Raw genomic sequence first — 21052 nt, forward strand, 5'->3', positions numbered from 1 at the left:
TGTCGGTCCAAAAGCCGTTGTTCGGGAGGCAGTTATTCGGGCCTGGGGTCCCAGCGGAAACGTCGGACAGCCACCACTGCGCCGAGGACACCCCAGGCGGCCAGCACCCCCAGCTCCTTCCACTGGTAGCCACCCCCGTGCGTGAAGGGAGCCATCATGGCCTCGTTGAAGGGCTTGACCGGAAGCAGACCCGCGATGGTGTTCAGCACGCCGGCGTGGATGGGGAAGTAGCTGCCGGAGATGAACACCAGCGGAAACTGGATGAACTGCACGAGCGCGGGGGCTGCCTCGGCGCTTCTCACCAACGACGCGACGCCAGCGCCGAGGGCGCAGAAGCTCGCAGCACCCAGTACCAGCGTCAGCGCAATCGCCGCCCAGTGGGCGGGCAGTGCCACCCCGTAGAGCGCGCCCACACCGATGACCAGGACGACGTCGATCAGGCTGACCAGCACGCAGTGCGCCAACAGGCCGACGAAGTAGACCCAGGCCGGCAAGGGAGTCGCACGCAGCCGCTTGAGCAAGCCGGTCTGACGCCGCGTCGACAGCACGATCGCCAACTGGCCGTAGCAGGCGCCGAGTACGGATACGGCGGCGATCGTCGGCGTGTAGTACTCCATGCTGGACATTCCGAAAAAGAAGTCCTGTTTCTCGTCACCCCCGAAGACCGCTCCGAAGATCGTGACGACGACCACGGGCAGAAGAAAGGTGAAGATCACGGCTTGCGGGTTGCGCCAGAAGGAGAGTTGCTCGTAGCGGATCTGATGGATCAAGAGGCCGACACGGCCACGACTGGGAGAGTCGCCACGACGGAGGCCGGGCTCGTGATCCGGTGACGTATGCGGCGCATCGGCCGTGGACGCCGGGGACAAGGCGGTCATGAACGGCTCCGATTCGGTCGATGCCCTCGTGCGGTGACGGACTGCTGGGACGGCTCACGTTCGAAAGAACGGGTGATCTCGAGGTAGACGTCCTCGAGGGAGGGCCGCTCGACGGTCAGTCGCTGAAGCGTCGTGCCACGGCGCAGGGCCCAGTCGGTGAGGGAGTGCAACACCGCTGTCGGCTCCTCGACCTCGATGGTGACCAGGGCACCCTCAGTAGCGGTACTCGCCCGCACCGGCAGATCCGACACCTCCGTCCCCGGCGGCAGTTCGAAGCGAATCCTGGCGAACGCGCTGTCTCTCCCGCCGAGCGTGGCTGGTGTGCCCGACTCGACGATCCGTCCGTCCGCGATGACGGCCACGGAGTCGGCGAGCGCCTGCACTTCGTCCATGTAATGGGTCGTCAGCACAATGGTGGTGCCGGAAGCCCTCAAGTCCCGCACCACCTCCCAGGCACTCCGCCGGGCACTGGGATCGAAGCCCGTGGTGGGCTCGTCGAGAAACAGCAGTTGAGGATCTCCGACAACCCCCAGTGCCAGGTCCAGGCGGCGCTTCTGCCCGCCTGACAGGTCCTTGACCTTGGCGGCCCGCTTCTCGCGCAGACCGACGAGTTCGATGACCTCGTCGACGTCACGGGGAGCCCGGTAATAGCCTGCGTTGCGTGCGATCGTCTCGCGCACGGACAGATACGGCTCCACCGCTATGTCCTGCAGGACCAGACCCATCCGTTCGCGCAGCTGACGGCTGTCGCCGGGCACCCCGGGGTCCAGGCCGAGCACCTCTACCCGGCCCTTGTCCCTGCCGCGGAAACCCTCGAGGATCTCCAGCGTCGTCGTCTTGCCCGCGCCATTGGGTCCCAGCAGGGCGAAGATCTCCCCCTCCGTCACAGTGAAGTCGATTCCGCGCAACACCTCGTGGCTTCCATAGGTCTTCTGCAGACCTTCCACAACAACCGCCGTCATCGTGGTCGCTCCAGTTCCCTCACGTTGCTCCTCCCTGCCTGCTTCACTTGCCGGCCTCTGAGCTGCCGGGCATGCCTGACCGTATGGCTGAGGCCATGCCCGGGAAGAGTGGCGCTCGGGATCTGGTGACGTGCGTCATGAAAGCAGCGACAGTTGTCAATCACGGCAGATCCGCTGCTCGACGGTGGCGGTGGGACGCTTGTCGGCTTCCTCCTCATCGACGCCGTTGTTTTCGGCACGGACTGCGAAGGAGGTCGTCGTCGACCGCTGTCTCCGGGATCACTTTCAAGCGATACGAGCGGATGAATCACGCCCGTCTCTCCCGCCTCCGGCAGGAGTTCATGCCCATCCAACCCGACCCAAAGGATCACGTCCGGTAAGCGGCCGACTTCTACCGAGGCCCCGTCCTGATGACGGGGCAGCTCGATCACGCCGGCCGCTGGCCCGGCCGGAACGGCGGACCGTTCCAGCAGTGCGTACGGCTCCGCCGCTGCGTACCCGCTCCGAACTCCGCATTGTCGGACAGTCACAAACTCGGATCTCGGGCACAGCTTCCGCCGACAGGTCCACAGCGAGCCTCCGTGCACGACCGATGCACAGATGGCCACCCCTTGGCCGCCCCTTGGCCACCCCACGTCTCACCCATACTGACTCGCGCATCAGCCGCTCCCCAGAAACCGCAGGCCAGCACCGATACATGGCATCAGAGACGCATTACTGACCGCAGACAGTGAAACCTCTGACCTACGCATTCCATGCACAGGCAGCCGAGGCGCAACACCCACACATTCTAAGGTCAAGAAAACAAAAAAACCGCAGGTCAGAAGACTGACCTGCGGTTTCCCATGGAGCCGCCTTCGGGATTCGAACCCGAGACCTACGCATTACGAGTGCGTTGCTCTGGCCATCTGAGCTAAGGCGGCGCGCCGTCCACACCATGGTGCGATCAGCAACGCCGGTAAGTCTACACAGTTTCCGAGGGTGCTCCGTACCCGCCCCGGAGGCCGGGATTCCGGGGCGGGTGGACTCACCTGCGGAGGGTCTATGAGCAGCGCTTTCCCTTGGCCGGCGGGGTCCCCCGGAGGAGGTACGCGTTGATGGTGGAGTCGATGCAGACGCTGCCGCGGCCGTAGGCGGTGTGACCGTCGCCCTCGTAGGTGAGGAGGCGGGCGGAAGAGAGCTGGGCGGCCAGGGCGCGGGCCCAGCGGTAGGGGGTGGCCGGGTCGCGGGTGGTGCCGACGACCACGATCGGGGCGGCGCCCTTCGCGGTGATGCGATGCGGTTCGCCCGTCGCCCCGACCGGCCAGTACGCGCAGTTCAGCGAGGCCCAGGCCAGGCCCTCGCCGAAGACGGGGGACGCCTTCTCGAACTCCGGCAACGCGTCCCGCACCTGGTCCGGTGAGCTGAACGCCGCGGGGAGGTCCAGACAGTTCACCGCCGCGTTGGCGAACATCAGGTTCGCGTAGCGGGCGTCGGCGTCCCGCTCGTAGTAGCTGTCGGAGAGGACCAGCAGCCCCGCGCCGTCGTTCTCCTCCATGGCCGAGGTCAGCGCCTCGCGCAGCTGCGCCCAGGCACCCTCGTCGTACATCGCCGCGATGACCCCGGTGGTGGCGAGGGACTCGCCGAGCTTGCGGCCGTCCACGTCTCCGGTGGGGATCGGCCGGGCGTCGAGCTTCTCGAAGAACGCCTTGAGGTTGGTGCCGACCTCGCCCGCCTTCGTGCCCAGCGGACAGTCCGACTGCTGCACACAGTCCCGCGCGAAGGACTGGAACGCCGTCTCGAACCCCGCCGTCTGGTCGAGGCTCGTACGCCGCGCGGGCAGGGACGGGTCCATCGCGCCGTCCAGGACCAGCCGGCCCACCCGGTCCGGGAAGAGGCCCGCATACGTCGCCCCGAGGAACGTCCCGTACGACGCCCCGACATACGTCAGTTTCTCGTCGCCCAGCGCCGCACGCAGGATGTCCATGTCCCGCGCCGCCTCGACGGTGGACACATGCCGCAACAGCTCGGGCGAGTCGGCGCCGCAGCCCTCCGCGAACTTCTGGAAGGCGGCGACGAGATCCTCGGTCTCCTCCTCGTCGTCCGGTGTTGTGTCGGTCTGCGTGTACGCGTCCATGTCGCGCCCGTCCAGGCACTCGACGGGCGCGCTGCGGGCGACGCCGCGCGGGTCGACGGCGACCATGTCGTACCGGGCACGGACCTCGGCGGGGTAGCCGATCCCGGCGTAGGCCTGGAGGTAGCCGATCGCCGAGCCGCCCGGCCCGCCCGGGTTCACCAGCAGCGAGCCGAGCGCCTTCCCGGAGCCGGTCGCCTTCTTGCGGGCGACGGCGAGACGGACGTCACCGTCGTCCGGCTTGTCGTAGTCGAGCGGTGCCTTCATCGTGGCGCACTCGAAACCGGGAACCCCGCAGCCGCGCCAGCTCAGCTTCTGTCCGTAGTACGGCGAGAGAGCGGCCGGCGTGGCCTTCGGCAGCGCGGGCAGCACCGCCGCCTCCGCGGTCGTGCCGGGGGAACCGCTCCCCGCGGAGCAGGCGGACACGACCAGCGCGGCGGCGGCGAGAAGCGCACCGCCGGTGCGCGAACGCCGATGACGCGGCGGGGCGATCGGGTGTGCCGGGCGGGGATTGCGCCTGATGTGCATCAGCCGAGAGTAACTCTGCGCAGCCACTCGGTTGCCTTCCGTGCATCTTGCGGCTCGTACGGGGTACCTGGTCAACCTCCTGTTGATCTGAAAAGTACCGCGGGCCGACGCCTCAGCCCGCTCGGAGCGCCATCGTCATCGCCTCCACGGCGAGCAGCGGTGCCACATTGCGGTCGAGGGCGTCCCGGCAGGCGGCGATCGCCTCGATGCGGCGCAGCGTCGACTCCGGAGAGCTGCCGCGGGCCAGGCGCTGAAGAGCCTCCTCGGCGTCCTCGTTGGCGATGGCCACCCGGGAGCCGAGCTGGAGGGCGAGGACGTCGCGGTAGAAGCCGGTGAGGTCGGTCAGGGCGAGGTCGAGGCTGTCGCGCTGGGTACGGGTCCGGCGCCGCTTCTGCTTGTCCTCCAGGTCCTTCATCACCCCCGCCGTACCGCGCGGCATCCGACCGCCCTGGGACGCGCCCATGGCGGCCTTGAGCTCCTCGGTCTCCTTGCCGTCCCTCTCCTCGGCGAGCGCCTTGGCGTCCTCGGCGGCCGCGTCCACGAGCTCCTGGGCGGCCTTGAGACATCCTCCGACGTCCTCGACGCGCAGCGGCAGTTTGAGGACGGCGGCCCTGCGCTCGCGCGCGGCGGGGTCGGTGGCCAGGCGCCGGGCCCGGTCGACATGCCCCTGCGTGGCCCGTGCGACGGTCGTGGCCACGGCGGGCTCGATGCCTTCCCGGCGTACGAGAAGGTCGGCGACCGCGTCGACGGAGGGTGTCCGCAGATTGAGGTGGCGGCAGCGGGAGCGGATGGTGGGCAGGACGTCCTCGACGGACGGGGCGCACAGCATCCAGACGGTACGGGGGGCGGGCTCCTCGACGGCCTTCAGCACCGCGTTGGCCGACTTCTCGTTCAGCCGCTCGGCGTCCTCGACGAGGATCACCTGCCAGCGGCCGGTCGCCGGTGAGGTGTACGACTTGCGGACGGTGTCCCGCATGTCGTCGGCGAGGATCTGCGTACCGACGGCGGCGACGGTGGTGACGTCCGCGTGCGTGCCGATGAGCGCCGTATGACATCCGTCGCAGAACCCGCACCCGGGGATCCCGCCGAGCGCCCGGTCGGGGCTCACGCACTGCAGCGCGGCGGCGAAGGCCCGCGCGGTCTGCGTCCGGCCGGCTCCGGGCGGACCCGTGAACAACCACGCGTGCGTCATCTTCGACGCCTCGGGCGGCGGGGTGCCGGTGGTGGTCGCGGTGACGAGCGCGTCGGCGTCCCGAGCGGCGGCTGCGAGCTGCTCGCTCACCTTCTCCTGGCCGACGAGGTCGTCCCAGACGGTCATGGGTGGTGCCGCCCTTTCGTCACGGTCGGGGGTGCTGGGTCCATTGTGCGGGCCGGCACTGACAACAGGGCTCCGTCAGGTGACCGAGGGAGCTGCCTCAGCCCCGGCGTCCCCGGCCCCGTCCCCGGCCCCCACGCTCGTCGCCGAACTCGTCATCGTCACGCGGGCCCAGCAGCTCGTCCGCCAGCGACGGCAGGTCGTCCAGCGGTGTCTCCTCGGCCCAGTCCGACCGGGCCCGCCGTCGCGGCGCCCCCGTCTCGTCGACCTGAGGCATCTCCCGCGTACGGTCCTCGGTCCCGTCCGGCCCCGCCTGCTCCTCCCGGAAGTACCCCGGCGGCACCCGATGAGCGGGAGCCTCACCCGGCACCGGCGGCAGCACGGCGGTCTCGTCCGCGGCACCCGGCACCACCGGCGGCAGCACAGCCGTCTCGTCGGCCGCACCCGGCACGACGGGAGGCAGCACAGCCGTCTCGTCCGCGGCCCCGGCCGGCGGCTTGGGCAGCTCGGCCGTCACCTCGTTGTCGACGGGCCCTTCGGCCTTGTCGTCGCGCACCGGCCGCAGCACGGCCGTGTCCTCCACCGGCCCGCCCGACGCGTTCGTCGGCGTCACCACCGGCGTGGGCACGGTCGGTGCCTCCGGAGGGGCGGCCGCGGGCGGTGCCGGCTTCTTCGGGCCCGCCTCCGCGGCGGCCGCGGCCTGCTCGGCGAGCCGTCGTGCCTCCTCGGCCCGCAGCAGCGCCTCCTCGGCCTTGCGCTGCTTCTCCACCCGCCGCGCCTCGGCCTCGGCCCGCAGCCGCGCCTCTTCCTCGGCCTGCTTGCGACGCCGGTCCTCCTCGACCTTGCGCCGCGCCTCCTCCTCGGCCCGCGCCTTCTCCTCGGCGAGGAGCCGGGCCCGCTCCTCCTCGGCACGCTTGCGGGCTTCCTCGGCCCGCAGCCGGGCCTCCTCCGCCTGCCGTTCGGCCTCGCGGCGCTGCGCCTCCTCCAGCTCGCGCCGCTTGCGCTCCTCCTCCTCGGCGCGCAGCCGCTCCAGCTGCTCCTGGCGCTCGCGCTCCAGGCGCTCCTCCTCGGCCTTGCGCGCGGCCTCTTCCTCGGCCTTGCGGCGCGCTTCCTCCTCGGCCTTGCGCCGGGCCTCCTCCTGCTCGCGGATCTCCTGCTCGGAGAGCGGCAGGAGCTGGTCGAGCCGGTGGCGTACGACGGTCGTGACGGCCTCGGGCTCCTGGCCCGCGTCGACGACGAGATAGCGCCCGGGGTCGGCGGCGGCCAGCGTCAGGAACCCGGACCGCACACGCGCGTGGAACTCCGCCGGCTCCGACTCCAGCCGGTCCGGCGCCTCGGTGAACCGCTCGCGGGCGATCTCCGGGGACACGTCGAGGAGCACGGTCAGGTTCGGTACCAGTCCGGCGGTCGCCCAGCGGTTGATGCGGGCGACCTCCGTCGGCGACAGGTCGCGGCCCGCCCCCTGGTAGGCGACGGACGAGTCGACGTACCGGTCCGAGACCACGACCGCGCCCCGCTCCAGCGCGGGACGCACCACGGTGTCCACGTGCTCCGCGCGGTCGGCCGCGTACAGCAGCGCCTCCGCGCGGTGCGAGAGCCCGGCGCTGGACACGTCGAGCAGGATCGACCGCAGCCGCTTGCCGACCGGCGTCGCCCCCGGCTCGCGGGTCACGACGACCTCGTGGCCCTTGGCCCTTATCCACTCGGCGAGCGCCTCGGCCTGGGTGGACTTGCCGGCTCCGTCGCCGCCCTCCAGGGCGATGAAGAAACCGGAGGACGCGGGCGCCGTCACCGGGTCGTCGCCGCCCAGCAGCGCGTCCCGCAGATCCTGCCGCAGCGGCACACCGGAACGGTCGTCGACCTTGGCGAGCACCAGCGCGGCCACCGGCAGCAGCAGGGCGCCGATCAGCATCAGCGTGAACGCGGCGCCGCCGTGCGCGAACACGAACTTGCCGCTCTCCAGCCGGTGCGGCCCGATCAGCGCGGCCACCAGCGGGGCGATCACCGCGCCGAGCGCGACGAAGACCCGTACGACCGCGTGCAGATGCTCGGTCGTGCGCCCGCGCCGGTAGTCCTCGGCCTCCTGGTCCAGGAGCGTGTGCCCGGTGTTGGCGGCCACGCCCGCGCCGGCCCCGGCCAGCGCGAGGATCAGGATGACGGTGGTGACGTCCGGGACGAGGCCGGCGGCCAGCAGCGCGACGCCGGTGAAGGCGATCGCCAGCGCGAGGAGTCGGCGCCGCGAGAGCGCGACCAGCACCTTGGGCGCCGTACGGATGCCGACGACGACCCCGCCGGTCAGCGCCAGGACCAGCAGGCCGTACGTCACCGGGCCGCCGCCCAGGTCCTTGGCGTGCAGCACGGCGACGGCGACGGCGGCGGCGACCGCCCCGGCGACGGCCGCGGAGGCCAGCACCAGCAGCGGAAGCACACCGGTGCGGCCCTTGTCGACGCCGGTGCCCGTCTTGGGGCGGCGCATGCCCTCCAGCGGGGAACGCGCGCGTGGCGTGCGGGTGCCCGGCAGTTCCAGGAAGGTCAGCACGGACAGGGACGCGGCGAACAGACCGGCCGCGACATACGAGGCGAGGGCTGCCTGGTGCTGGGCGAACCAGTCGATCCCGGCGCCCAGAAGGTTGTTGACCAGCGAGGCCGCGACGAGTGCGGCGGCGGCGAGCGGGATCGCCACGAAGCCCGTGCGCAGCGACAGGCGGCGCAGCGCGTCCATGTGGTCCGGCAGCGGCCGTACGGTCGCGCCCTCCGGCGGCGGGGCCGGCAGCAGGGCGGGCGCCGCGCTCTCGCGGCACACCGTCCAGAAGCGCTCGGCGACTCCTGCCACGAAGGCGGTCACCAGGAGGACCGCCAGTGCGTTGTCGGGCGTCCAGTCGATCCACAGGGGGGCGACGATCAGCGCCAGCGTGCGCACGGCGTCCGCGCCGACCATCGTCCAGCGGCGGTCGAGCGGCCCGTCCGGCGAGGTGAGCGACGTCAACGGGCCGAGCAGCACCGCCCCGAAGAGCAGCGTGGCCAGAATGCGCACCCCGAAGACGGTCGCCACTGCGAACGCCACGCCCCGGTAGCCGCCGCCGAAGGAACCCTCGGCGATCGCCGCCTGGAGTGCCAGGACGACCAGCACCAGGAGGGCGAGTACGTCGCCGACACCCCCCACAAGCTGCGCGCTCCACAGCCTCCTGAGCTGCGGTCGGCGCAACAGGGCGCGGACGGCGCGCTCACGGGAGTCCGCGGCAAGGGCGTCGTCGGGGGCCGGGTGGTGGGCCGTTGGCTGCTCGGCTCGCGTCATGCTTTCAGCCTATCGGGCAGCACCGACAGCCTGCGGCGCCCGTCCGAACGTGCGCACGCCCCGACACCAAACCGATGCCGGGGCGTTCGTTTTGCGAACCCGAGGTGAAGGTCCGCGGCGCGACTCAGTCTTCCGAAGCGGCCTTCGAAGCCGCCGCCTTCTTGGTGGTGGTCTTCTTCGCCGTCGTCTTCTTGGCGGCCGTGGTCGTCTTCTTGGCCGCGGTCTTGGCGGCCGTCGCCTTCTTGGCCGGGGCCTTCTTCGCGGGCGCCTTCTTCGCCGTCTTCTTGGCGGGAGCCTTCGCGCGCTTCTCGGCCAGCAGCTCGAAGCCGCGCTCCGGGGTGATCTCCTCGACGCTGTCGCCGGAGCGCAGGGTCGCGTTGGTCTCCCCGTCGGTCACATACGGCCCGAAACGGCCGTCCTTGACCACGACCGGCTTCTCGCTGACCGGGTCCGCGCCCAGTTCCTTCAGCGGCGGCTTGGCGGCTGCCCGGCCCCGCTGCTTGGGCTGGGCGTAGATCGCCAGCGCCTCTTCGAGGGTGATCGTGAAGAGCTGGTCCTCGGCGGTGAGGGACCGCGAGTCCGTGCCCTTCTTCAGGTACGGGCCGTAGCGGCCGTTCTGCGCGGTGATCTCCACGCCCTCGGCGTCCTTGCCGACGACCCGCGGCAGCGACATCAGCTTGAGGGCGTCGGCGAGCGTCACCGTGTCCAGCGACATCGACTTGAACAGCGAGGCCGTACGCGGCTTCACGGCGTTCTTGCCGGTCTTCGGGGTGCCCTCGGGGAGCACCTCGGTGACGTACGGGCCGTAGCGGCCGTCCCGCGCGATGATCTGGTGGCCGGACTCGGGGTCGGCGCCGAGCTCGAAGTCACCGCTCGGCTTGGCGAGCAGCTCCTCCGCGAACTCGACGGACAGCTCGTCCGGGGCGAGATCCTCCGGCACGTCCGCGCGCTGGTGACCCTCGGAGTCCTTCTCGCCGCGCTCGATGTACGGGCCGTAGCGGCCGACCCGCAGCACGATGCCGTCGCCCACCGGGAACGACGACACCTCGCGCGCGTCGATCGCGCCCAGGTCGGTCACGAGCTCCTTGAGACCGCCGAGGTGATCCCCGTCACCGTTTCCGGCGACGGCGGCGCCTCCCTCTGTGCCTTCACCGAAGTAGAACCGCTTCAGCCACGGCACGGACTGGGCCTCACCCCGCGCGATGCGGTCGAGGTCGTCCTCCATCTTGGCGGTGAAGTCGTAGTCGACGAGCCGCCCGAAGTGCTTCTCCAGGAGGTTGACCACGGCGAAGGAGAGGAAGGACGGGACGAGTGCCGTGCCCTTCTTGAAGACATAACCGCGGTCGAGGATCGTGCCGATGATCGAGGCGTACGTCGACGGACGGCCGATCTCGCGCTCTTCGAGCTCCTTGACCAGGCTGGCCTCGGTGTAGCGGGCCGGGGGCTTGGTGGCGTGCCCGTCGACCGTGATCTCCTCGGCGCTGAGCCGGTCGCCCTCGCTGACCTGGGGCAGCCGTCGCTCGCGGTCGTCCAGCTCGGCGTTCGGGTCGTCCGCGCCCTCGACGTACGCCTTCAGGAAGCCGTGGAAGGTGATCGTCTTGCCGGAGGCGCTGAACTCGACGTCCCGGCCGTCGGCGGCAGTGCCGGCGATCTTCACCGTCACGGAGTTGCCGACCGCGTCCTTCATCTGCGAGGCGACGGTCCGCTTCCAGATCAGCTCGTAGAGCTTGAACTGGTCGCCGGTCAGTCCGGTCTCGGCAGGCGTGCGGAAACGATCACCCGAGGGGCGGATCGCCTCGTGCGCCTCCTGCGCGTTCTTGACCTTTCCGGCGTACGTCCGGGGGGCCGAGGGCAGGTAGTCGGCGCCGTACAGCTGGGTGACCTGCGCACGGGCCGCGGTGACAGCGGTCTCGCTGAGCGTCGTGGAGTCCGTACGCATATAGGTGATGAAGCCGTTCTCGTACAGCTTCTGGGCGACCTGCATGGTCGCCTTCGCTCCGAAGCCGAGCTTGCGCGAGGCCTCCTGCTGGAGCGTCGTCGTACGGAACGGGGCGTACGGCGAGCGGCGGTACGGCTTGGACTCGACGGACCGGACGGCGAACTGCGTCTGCTCCAGGGCGGCGGCCAGCGCACGGGCGTTGGCCTCGTCGAGGTGGAGCGTGTTGGCGCCCTTGAGCTGTCCCAGGGAGTCGAAGTCACGGCCCTGCGCGACCCGCTTGCCGTCGACGCTCTGGAGGCGGGCGACGAGGGTCGACGGGTCGCTCGAGTCCCCCGCGCGGCCGGTCGCGAAGGTGCCCGTCAGGTCCCAGTACTCGGCGGACCGGAACGCGATGCGCTCGCGCTCCCGCTCCACCACGAGCCGGGTGGCGACGGACTGGACACGGCCCGCCGACAGGCGGGGCATGACCTTCTTCCACAGGACCGGCGAGACCTCGTAGCCGTAGAGGCGGTCGAGGATACGGCGGGTCTCCTGGGCGTCGACCAGCTTCTGGTTGAGCTCGCGCGGGTTGGCCACGGCGGCCTGGATCGCGGCCTTGGTGATCTCGTGGAAGACCATCCGCTTGACCGGGACCTTGGGCTTGAGCACTTCCTGGAGGTGCCACGCGATGGCCTCGCCCTCGCGGTCCTCATCGGTGGCGAGGAAGAGCTCGTCGGAGTCCTTCAGCAGCTCCTTGAGCTTCTTGACCTGAGCCTTCTTGTCGGCGTTGACGACATAGATCGGCGCGAAGTCGTGCTCGACGTCCACGCCGAGCCGACGGACCTCGCCGGTGTACTGCTCCGGTACTTCCGCGGCACCGTTGGGGAGGTCGCGGATGTGCCCGACGCTCGCCTCGACGACGTAACCAGGGCCGAGATAGCCCTTGATCGTCTTCGCCTTGGCAGGCGACTCGACGATGACGAGTCGGCGGCCGCCCTTTGCGGTCTCGCTGGTCGGGGACAACTTCGCTCTTCTCTCCGGTCGACGCTTGGGGCCTCCCCAGGCGCCTTCATCCCGGGGTCGGGTCATGGTGACGCTGCGGAGTGTGACGGTACATCCCGCCCCCGTGTCAAACGGGAAAAGCCCGCAACGGCCACTCGAACGGTAACCCGACTACCGCCATTCCTGCCGCCCGGAGTGCCCACCGGCTCTTTCGAGCCTAACCGGAGGGAGACCTCCTGATTACCGGGACCTCGGCTTTTCCATGATCCTCAGATCCGGGTGAGACACCATGCGCCGAGGCCCAGCGCCACCACGGCGGCGAGACTCGCGAGGGTCGCCGATGCGACCGGGTTCACACCGTGTGCGACGGGTTCGCGCTGTCGTAGCCGGACGGCGGTCCACATCAGCAGCCCGCCTCCGAACAGGGCGAACATCGCCCCGGCGAAGATCGCCGGTCCCCTCTCCATGACGCCCCTGCCCCCTTGTGCCCCGGTTGCCCGTGTCCAGCCCCGGGAGGCTGACACGCGCGGGCGGCGGCCAGGCGAACCCGAGGTGAACGCGGGGCCGACGCCGCTGGGGACTGCTCCGTCGCCCCCGCTCACGGCCGGGGGCTCAGACCGATCCGGGCGCGGGTATCTTTCCGCTCGTCTTCCCGTTGTCGGTCCGTCCCACGGTGCACACGGCCTTCTTGAACCCCTGGTTCCAGTCGTCCTCGTCGGCCACCCAGCCGAACACGGCCCGCTCGGAACCCGGTGCCCAGGTCGACTCGAATCTGTTGCCGCAGAGCTTGGTCGCGTTGTCGGCGCCCTTCTCGTAGTTCATGCCGCCGGGCGCCTGGACGACGCCTATGACCTGGTCGGTGTGGGGCTTCACGCAATCGGTGAGCGGGGCGTTGTAGCCGTCGTCGCCCTCCTCGTAGATCCAGCAGTCGCCGACACTCATCTGACCGACCCACAGGTTGGCGCCCTCGTCGCGGAACCGGCCGACTTCACCGCCTATCGCGGCATGGCGTCCGAGTACGAGACATGCCGTACCGCTGTTGGCCACCGTGAAGCCCTCCTTCGTCGGTACGACGGCGTAGCCGGCCGCGTCCGGCAGGGCGTCGACGACCGCGCGCGTCTGGTTCGCACAGCGCTCGGCGCCCTCGGCGGCCGCGTCCGCGGCGTCGGTGGCCGTGTCGACCGCCACGACCTGTCCGTCCGGCCAGTCCTCGGAGCAGCTCACCTTGCCCAGGTTCGGCACCGACTTGAACGGCGTCCCCGACCAGACCGCCTGCACACAGTCGCCGGTCTCCAGCGGCTGGCTGAGTCCGACGACATCGCCGTACGGCAGCACCGGTCCGGTCGGCGGGGCCGAGGACTTGGGCACGCTGGAGGTCGGCGGCTTCTTCGGGGTGGCGGTGTCGTCGCCACCGTCGTCGCCGGTCAGCGAGACGGCCAGCCAGGTGCCGCCGGCGACGACGAGAACGGCGGCCACGACGAGCGCGACGACGGCGAGCCGCTTCTTGGAAGGCGACGGCGGGGGCGGTGGTCCGCCGCCAGGGGCACCCGGCCCGCCCGCGCCCCAGCCGGCGCCGTAGGTACCGCCGGTGTACGGGCCGTAGGACGCGGGGCCGCCACCGCCCGCGGAGGGCGACTGCGCGCCGCCGCTCGCGTAAGGCCCTTGCGTGTAGGGGCTGCCGGCCTCGGGCGACTGCTGCGATACGGAGGCCTGCCGCCATGGGTCGTACTGCGAAGGGGGCGCCCCGGCAGGCGTGCCCGGACCGCCGGGGCCGAAGCCCCCGGCTCCCGGAGTCACCGCTCCCGCCGCACCGCCCACCCCCTGCGGTACGCCGCCCGGAGTGTGCGGTGTCCGCGGAGTGTTCGGCGTCGGTGGCGCACCCGGCGTCTGGGGTGTCGCCGCCCCGAACCCGGCGGGTGGCGGCCCGAATCCCCCCGGCGCCGCACCGGCCGGCGCGGGCCACGCGGGCGAGGCCCCCTGCGCCACCCGCTCCAGCCCCCGCGCCACCGTCTCCGGCGAAGACCTGCGCACCGGGTCCTTCACGAGCAACCCCTGGAGCACAGGCGCCAGTTCACCGGCCCGCACCGCGGGCGTCGGCTCCTCCCCCAGCAGCGCCGTCAGGGTGGCGTAGTCACCGTGCCGGTCGAAGGGGCCGCGTCCCTCCACGGCCGAGTACAGCGTCGCGCCCAGCGAGAACAGATCCGCGGCCGGCGTCGGGGGCTCCCCGCGCGCGCGTTCCGGGGCGAGGTAGCCCGGTGTGCCGAGGATGCCCGCCGTGGCGGTGAGCCGGGGTTCGCGGGACTCGGGTTGCAGCGCGATGCCGTAGTCGGTGAGCAGCACGCGTGCGAACGGGTCGCCCGAAGCGTTCGACGCCAGCAGGATGTTGGCCGGTTTCACATCCCTGTGGAGGATGCCGATCCGGTGCCCGGCGGTCAGCGCGTCGAGCACGGCGAGCCCGATGCGGGCCGCCTGGGCGGGCAGCAGCGGTCCTGAACGCCGTACGACCGCCTGGAGGTCGACCGCGTCCGGCACGTACTCCATGACGATCCACGGCAGTCCCTCGTGGACCACGACGTCGTGCACCGTCGCCACATGCGGGTGGCCGCGCAGTCGCGCCGCGTGCCGGGCCTCGCTGCGGGCCCGCGCGATGCGCTGGGCGGGCTCGGCCGCGTCCATCGGCACCTCCGGGAGCGCGATCTCCTTCATCGCGACTTCGCAGGCCAACTCCTCGTCGTACGCGAGCCAGACCCGGCCCATGCCGCCCGCGCCGAGCGACCGCAGCAGCCGGTACCGCCCGGTGATGACCCTGCCTTCGCCTTGATCCGGCGTATCCCCCGCCATCACGCCTCCCCCCGAGACCCGAGACAGCGCGCCTCCCCCGAGGACGCGTGAACTCTGTCTCTCGAAGGTAGCTTCGCACGTGCCACTGACAGGAGACCTTTTCAGGAGCAATCCCACCAGATCAGACACATGGGCCTCAGTGGCGCCCGCCCGCCTCAGACGTCACGCGGATCGGGCCTCACGCCGGCTCCAGGAACCCCTGCTCCACCAGCAGCCGGATCTGCGCCGGCGTACGGTCCCGCAGCAACACCGGGTCCTCGCCCACCAGTTGCGCGATCGCGTCCAGGATCCGCCCCGCGCTCAGCGAGCCGTCGCACACTCCGGCGAAGCCCGCGCCGACCGTGTCCACCTTGGTGGCCCGGCGCATCCCGCGGTTCTGCCGCAGCACGACATGCTCCGGGTCCTCGGCACCGGGCAGCCCGACCTGCTCCTGGACGATCTCGGAGGCGAGCCTGAAGTGGCCCTCCAGCAGGGCGGCGTCATCGTGTTCCCGCAGGTAGTCGAGGCGCTCGAAGTGCGCCCTGACCGTGTCGCCGAGCGGCTGCTCGACGGGGTGCGGCCACTCCTCGGCGACGACCGAGGGGACGGCAGCCCCGGTCCTGCGCAGGGTGATCCAGCCGAACCCGACGGACTTCACCTTGCGCGCCTCGAACTCGTCCAACCAGGCGTCGTACAGCGCCTGGTACTCGGCCGGGTCGCCGCGGTGGTCACCGGCGTCCCTGAGCCACAGCTCGGCGTACTGCGTGACGTCCTGCACCTCGCGCTGCACGATCCACGCGTCGCACCCGCGCGGCACCCACGACCGCAGCCGGTCCTGCCAGTCCTCCCCCTCCACGTGCTGCCAGTTGGCGAGGAACTGCGCGAATCCGCCCTCGTTCAGCCGCTCCCCCGCCTGCTGAACGAGCGACCGGCACAGATCGTCCCCGCCCATCCCGCCGTCCCGGTACGTCAGCCGCGCGCCCGGCGAGATCACGAACGGCGGGTTCGAGACGATCAGGTCGTACGTCTCCCCGTCCTTCACCGGTTCGAACAGCGAGCCCTCCCGCAGCTCGGCCGCCGGGGTGCCGGACAGGGCCAGCGTGAGCCCGGTGATGTGCAGCGCGCGCGGGTTCAGATCGGTCGCCGTCACGCGCGTGGCGTGCTGCGCGGCGTGCAGCGCCTGGATACCGGAGCCGGTGCCGAGGTCGAGGGCGGCGGAGACGGGCCTGCGGACGGTGATGCCCGCGAGGGTCATGGAGGCGCCGCCGACCCCCAGGACGACGCCCTCGGCCCGGCTGCCGATGCCCCCGGCCCCGCCGACGGCACACCCCAGGTCGGACACGATGAACCAGTCCTCGCCGTCGGGTCCGCCGTACGGCCGTACGTCGACGGTCGCGGCGACCTCGTCCGAGCCGGCGCGCACCAGCCACCCGCTCTCCAGACACGCGTCCACGGGCAGCACTCCCGCCACGCGCGCGTGGAGCACCGGCTGCTGCAACAGGAAGAGCCGGACGAGCACCTCCAGTGGCGTGTCCCCGCGGGTCGCCCGCAGGGCGGGCACGGTCTCGCTGCGCGCGAGCGCCGCGTACGCGGGGGCACCGAGGAGGTCGAGCAGCCCGTCGGCGGTGAAGGAGGCGCCCAGAAGGGCGTCCCTCAGACGCGCGGCGACGTCGGGGCGGTCGACGGAGGGCAGCGGGGCAAGGCTGGCGTTACTCACCACCCCATTGTGAACCGGCGCCGCGGGCGATGCCTACGGCGCCGGGGTGACGCGCGGGTGGATGTCAGCCGGTGGTGGCCGACGGCGCGGCGGACGGCGCGCCCGACGCGCTCTTGCAGCTCTCCTGCTGCGCCATCGCCTTGCCGACGTCGCCCTCCTCGAGGGTGCGGAGGGCGTCGTTGCCGCTGGTGCTCAGCTTGTCGAGCGCGGTCGCGATGTCCTTGAGACCGTCGGCGAACTTCGCCTGGTCCTTGGTGTTGAGGTCGTCGACCTGCTTCTGCAGGGAGGCGTAGGACGCGGCGAGGGTGTTGAGCTCCTTGACCGCGTCCTGCTGCTTCTTCTCGGCGTTCTTGGCGTCCCCGGTGTCCGGCGCGCCGGCCTTCTGCACGGCGGCCCCGATCGCCTTGTAGGCCTCGGCCATGTCCTGGAAGGCCTGGGAGTCCGTCTTCTGGACGTCCTTGGGCGTGCTGTTGTCCGAGGTCTGCTTCTGGATCGCCGTGTTGGCGGCCTCGATCTTCTTGGCCTGCGGCTGCACCGCGCTGCAGACCTCCTTGGCCCAGGCGTCCAGCTTCTCGCTGTTGTCGTCACCGCTGCTGCATGCCGACAGCGCCATCGCCAGTACCGCACCGCCGGACAGCGCGGCCGCGAGCTTCTTGTTCACCGGATTGGTCCCTTCCATGGCTCCTCGGCCCCGGAACATACACGGCAGATGGAGGACATCCACAGATGGTGTGTCCGTTAAATTACGCATTAAAGCCATTTGCACCAAGTGAGAGAAGGCTCACGAGGAGGGCGTGAACACACGGAACGGGCGGGGGACGCGTCCGTACGCGCCCCCCGCCCGCCCCTTGAGCAGGCGTCCCGTATGACCGCCTACGAAACCACCGCGGGATCGGCCGACTTGACCGACCTCTTGGCACCCTCCTCGTCCCCTACGGCGATCCCGCGCCGCTTGGAGACATAGACCGCGCCGACGATCACGAGGAGCGAGAGCACGGCGATGGTGATCCGTACGCCGATGCTCTTGTCCTCGCCGTAGCTGAACTTGATGACCGCGGGCGCGATGAGCAGCGCCACCAGGTTCATCACCTTCAGCAGGGGGTTGATCGCGGGACCCGCGGTGTCCTTGAAGGGGTCGCCGACGGTGTCACCGATCACCGTCGCGGCGTGGGCCTCGCTGCCCTTGCCGCCGTGGTGACCGTCCTCGACGAGCTTCTTGGCGTTGTCCCAGGCTCCGCCGGAGTTGGCGAGGAACACCGCCATGAGCGTGCCCGCCCCGATCGCGCCCGCCAGGAACGAGCCCAGCGCGCCGACACCGAGCGTGAACCCGATGAAGATGGGCGCCAGCACCGCGAGCAGTCCGGGCGTGGTGAGCTCCCTCAAGGCGTCCCTGGTGCAGATGTCGACGACCTTGCCGTACTCCGGCTTCTCGCTGTAGTCCATGATCCCGGGGTGCTCGCGGAACTGCCGCCGCACCTCGTAGACCACGGAGCCCGCCGACCGCGACACGGCGTTGATCGCCAGCCCCGAGAAGAGGAAGACGACCGCCGCGCCCGCGATGAGGCCGACGAGGTTGTTGGGCTGCGAGATGTCCATCATCAGGCTCATCGGCGCACCCTCGCCGGACAGCTTCTCGCCGACGTCCTGCGCGCCGGTCGTGATCGCGTCACGGTAGGACCCGAAGAGCGCCGACGCCGCCAGGACGGCGGTGGCGATGGCGATGCCCTTGGTGATGGCCTTGGTGGTGTTGCCGACCGCGTCCAGGTTGGTGAGCACCTGCGCGCCCGCGCCCTCGACGTCACCGGACATCTCGGCGATGCCCTGCGCGTTGTCGGAGACCGGCCCGAAGGTGTCCATGGCGACGATCACACCGACCGTGGTGAGCAGGCCGGTGCCGGCCAGTGCCACCGCGAACAGCGCCAGCATGATCGACGTACCGCCGAGCAGGAAGGCCCCGTAGACGCCGAGGCCGATCAACAGGGCGGTGTAGACGGCCGATTCGAGGCCGATCGAGATACCGGCGAGGACGACGGTGGCCGGGCCGGTGAGCGAGGACTTCCCGATGTCCCGGACGGGACGCCGGGTGGTCTCGGTGAAGTAGCCGGTCAGCTGCTGGATGACGGCGGCGAGTACGATGCCGATCGCCACCGCGACGAGGGCGAGGACCCGCGGGTCGCCGTCCTTGCCGAGGATGCCGCTGTCCGTGACGCCCTCGCCCCTGAAGTCGGCGTACGACGACGGCAGATAGACGAAGACGGCGACCGCCACCAGCACGAGCGAGATCACCGCGGAGATGAAGAACCCGCGGTTGATCGCGGACATCCCGCTGCGGTCGGCCCTGCGCGGGGCGACCGCGAAGATGCCGATCATCGCGGTGATCACACCGATCGCCGGCACGATCAGCGGGAAGGCGAGTCCGGCGTCGCCGAAGGCCGCCGAACCGAGGATCAGCGCGGCGACCAGGGTCACGGCGTACGACTCGAAGAGGTCGGCCGCCATGCCCGCGCAGTCGCCGACGTTGTCGCCCACGTTGTCGGCGATGGTCGCGGCATTGCGCGGGTCGTCCTCCGGAATGCCCTGCTCGACCTTGCCGACCAGGTCGGCGCCGACGTCGGCGGCCTTGGTGAAGATGCCGCCGCCGACACGCATGAACATGGCGATCAGCGCGGCCCCGAGGCCGAAGCCCTCGAGCACCTTCGGTGCGTCGGCCGCGTACACCAGCACGACACACGAGGCGCCCAGCAGACCGAGCCCCACCGTGAACATGCCGACGACGCCGCCCGTGCGGAAAGCGATCTTCATTGCTTTGTGCGAGACGGCGGTGAGATCCTTTTCCGGCTCACCTTCCGCAGGGGTCGCTTCCCGTGCCGCCGCGGCGACGCGCACATTGCTGCGCACGGCGAGCCACATGCCGATATAGCCGGTGCCCGCCGAGAACGCCGCGCCGATCAAGAAGAAGACGGATCGACCGGCGCGCTGATTCCAGTCGTCCGCGGGCAGCAGCATGAGCAGGAAGAACACGACCACGGCGAAAACGCCGAGCGTGCGCATCTGCCGGGCCAGATAGGCGTTCGCACCTTCCTGGATCGCTGTCGCGATCTTTTTCATGCTGTCGGTGCCCTCGCCCGCCGCGAGCACCTGGCGTACCAGGATGCCCGCGACCACGAGCGCGGCCAGTGCGACGGCGGCGATCACCCAGATGATGATCCGGTTGTCGTCCGTCAGGACCGCGGCTGCGAGGGAAGTGGGATGGTCCAACTGATGAGGGGTAGAAAGCCCCGCCATTCGTCCTCCTTGACGCCTGTGCTGAGCTCAAGATGTGGACGGATTGTAGGTAGCGGAACCTGATCAAAACAGTGCGCGGTAAACGGAATTAGCCTTCACGCGCTCTTCAGCAAATGATCGAGTCACCACACTGAACCCGAAAGAGCTAATGCCCCAAAGGCATTGACGCTTGATCGAATTATCGGGTGATTGATCGTGAATCATTTCACGAATTCGGAGAAAAGAAGAAAGGGCCCTGCTGAGCAGGGCCCTCGAGGTCTTCTACGACGGTGAGATCAGGGAAGCGTCGCGGCCGGCGGAGTGGTCGGCCAAGTCATACGGATCGACCCGCCGTGCTCCCCTGCGGTGACCTCCACGTCGTCCACGAGGCCGCTGATCACCGCGAGGCCCATCTCGTCCTCATCGGTCTCCACGTCCACGTCCTCGGCGGCCCCGCCTGGCGCCCGGTCACCCGGGGCCGAGCGCGGCGCCTCGTCGCCCACCTCGATGGAGAACTGCTTCTCCTCCTCGATGAGCAGCACCTTCACCGGTGCGGTGATGCCGCTGTTCTGGTGCAGTCCGACGGCACGGGAGCAGGCCTCGCCGACGGCGAGCCTGACCTCGTCGAGAACGGCCTCGTCCACCCCGGCCCTGCGCGCCACCGCCGCCGCCACCAGACGGGCGGTGCGGACGTGCTCGGGCAGCGCGCTGAAGCGGAGTTCAACGGTGGCCATGCATCCCCCTCGGAACTACGGGCGTGCTGTCGGGGGACCGGGCTGCCGAAAGCCGGGACCCCCATGTACTACTGCCGTCCCGGGAGCGGTCCTTTTTCCGCGCCCCGGGCCGGTGGTTCAGTCGGTGGCCGCCACCGCTTCGTCCACCGAGGTGTGGATCGGGAACACCTTGGTGAGACCGGTGATGCGGAAGATCTTGAGAATGCGCTCCTGGTTGCAGACCAGGCGCAGCGAGCCCTCATGGGCACGCACCCGCTTCAGTCCGCCGACCAGTACGCCGAGCCCGGTGGAGTCGAGGAAGTCCACGCCCTCCATGTCGACGACGAGGTGGAAACTCCCGTCGTTCACCAGCTCGACCAGCTGCTCGCGCAGCTTGGGCGCGGTATATACGTCGATTTCGCCACCGACCTCGACGACCGTGCGATCGCCGACGGTACGGGTCGACAGGGACAGGTCCACGGATCCTCCAGCACCTTGCTACTCGAGCGGTCGTCCCGCGGGACACC

At 70.4% G+C, this 21052-nt stretch carries 13 protein-coding genes and 1 tRNA gene; all 14 read right to left on the minus strand.

Features of this window, described 5'->3' with window-relative positions:
• Positions 1-32 precede the first annotated feature (32 nt).
• Complete coding sequence (locus tag QF037_RS21905) at positions 33-878, minus strand: ABC transporter permease (protein WP_307027790.1); 846 nt, start codon at positions 876-878, stop codon at positions 33-35.
• Positions 875-1840, minus strand: coding sequence for an ABC transporter ATP-binding protein (locus QF037_RS21910; protein WP_307027792.1), 966 nt, complete (start codon positions 1838-1840; stop codon positions 875-877). The genes QF037_RS21905 and QF037_RS21910 overlap by 4 nt, the downstream gene beginning before the upstream one ends.
• A gap of 846 nt (positions 1841-2686) precedes the next feature.
• Positions 2687-2763 (minus strand) — tRNA-Thr (locus QF037_RS21915).
• A 119-nt stretch (positions 2764-2882) separates the two neighbouring features.
• Positions 2883-4481: an alpha/beta hydrolase gene (locus QF037_RS21920; RefSeq protein WP_307027794.1), complete on the minus strand. Its 1599-nt coding sequence runs from the start codon at positions 4479-4481 to the stop codon at positions 2883-2885.
• Between the two features lie 112 nt (positions 4482-4593).
• Positions 4594-5799 carry a DNA polymerase III subunit delta' gene (locus tag QF037_RS21925; protein WP_307027796.1) on the minus strand — a complete coding sequence of 402 codons (1206 nt, stop codon included), beginning with the start codon at positions 5797-5799 and terminating at the stop codon, positions 4594-4596.
• Positions 5800-5896: 97 nt separating this feature from the next.
• Positions 5897-9091 carry a dTMP kinase gene (gene tmk / locus QF037_RS21930; protein WP_307027798.1) on the minus strand — a complete coding sequence of 1065 codons (3195 nt, stop codon included), beginning with the start codon at positions 9089-9091 and terminating at the stop codon, positions 5897-5899.
• A 124-nt stretch (positions 9092-9215) separates the two neighbouring features.
• Entirely contained in the window at positions 9216-12032 is a 2817-nt protein-coding gene (gene topA / locus QF037_RS21935) for a type I DNA topoisomerase (protein WP_307027800.1), read from the minus strand.
• Between the two features lie 248 nt (positions 12033-12280).
• Positions 12281-12478, minus strand: coding sequence for a hypothetical protein (locus QF037_RS21940; protein ID WP_307027802.1), 198 nt, complete (start codon positions 12476-12478; stop codon positions 12281-12283).
• A gap of 145 nt (positions 12479-12623) precedes the next feature.
• Positions 12624-14852 carry a serine/threonine-protein kinase gene (locus QF037_RS21945; protein ID WP_307027804.1) on the minus strand — a complete coding sequence of 743 codons (2229 nt, stop codon included), beginning with the start codon at positions 14850-14852 and terminating at the stop codon, positions 12624-12626.
• Between the two features lie 178 nt (positions 14853-15030).
• The gene (locus QF037_RS21950) at positions 15031-16548 is read right to left on the minus strand and encodes a class I SAM-dependent methyltransferase (RefSeq protein WP_307027806.1); all 1518 of its coding nucleotides are present in this window, start codon (positions 16546-16548) and stop codon (positions 15031-15033) included.
• Positions 16549-16612: 64 nt separating this feature from the next.
• Positions 16613-17227 (minus strand): small secreted protein, encoded by a 615-nt coding sequence (locus QF037_RS21955; protein ID WP_307027808.1) that lies wholly within the window; start codon positions 17225-17227, stop codon positions 16613-16615.
• 194 nt (positions 17228-17421) lie between these two features.
• Positions 17422-19833 carry a sodium-translocating pyrophosphatase gene (locus QF037_RS21960; protein WP_307027810.1) on the minus strand — a complete coding sequence of 804 codons (2412 nt, stop codon included), beginning with the start codon at positions 19831-19833 and terminating at the stop codon, positions 17422-17424.
• A gap of 275 nt (positions 19834-20108) precedes the next feature.
• Positions 20109-20546 carry an ATP-binding protein gene (locus QF037_RS21965; RefSeq protein ID WP_307027812.1) on the minus strand — a complete coding sequence of 146 codons (438 nt, stop codon included), beginning with the start codon at positions 20544-20546 and terminating at the stop codon, positions 20109-20111.
• 117 nt (positions 20547-20663) lie between these two features.
• Positions 20664-21005, minus strand: coding sequence for an anti-sigma factor antagonist BldG (gene bldG / locus QF037_RS21970; RefSeq protein ID WP_005475923.1), 342 nt, complete (start codon positions 21003-21005; stop codon positions 20664-20666).
• Positions 21006-21052: the final 47 nt, after the last annotated feature.

The organism is Streptomyces canus, assembly GCF_030815415.1.
Taxonomy (GTDB): domain Bacteria; phylum Actinomycetota; class Actinomycetes; order Streptomycetales; family Streptomycetaceae; genus Streptomyces; species Streptomyces canus_F.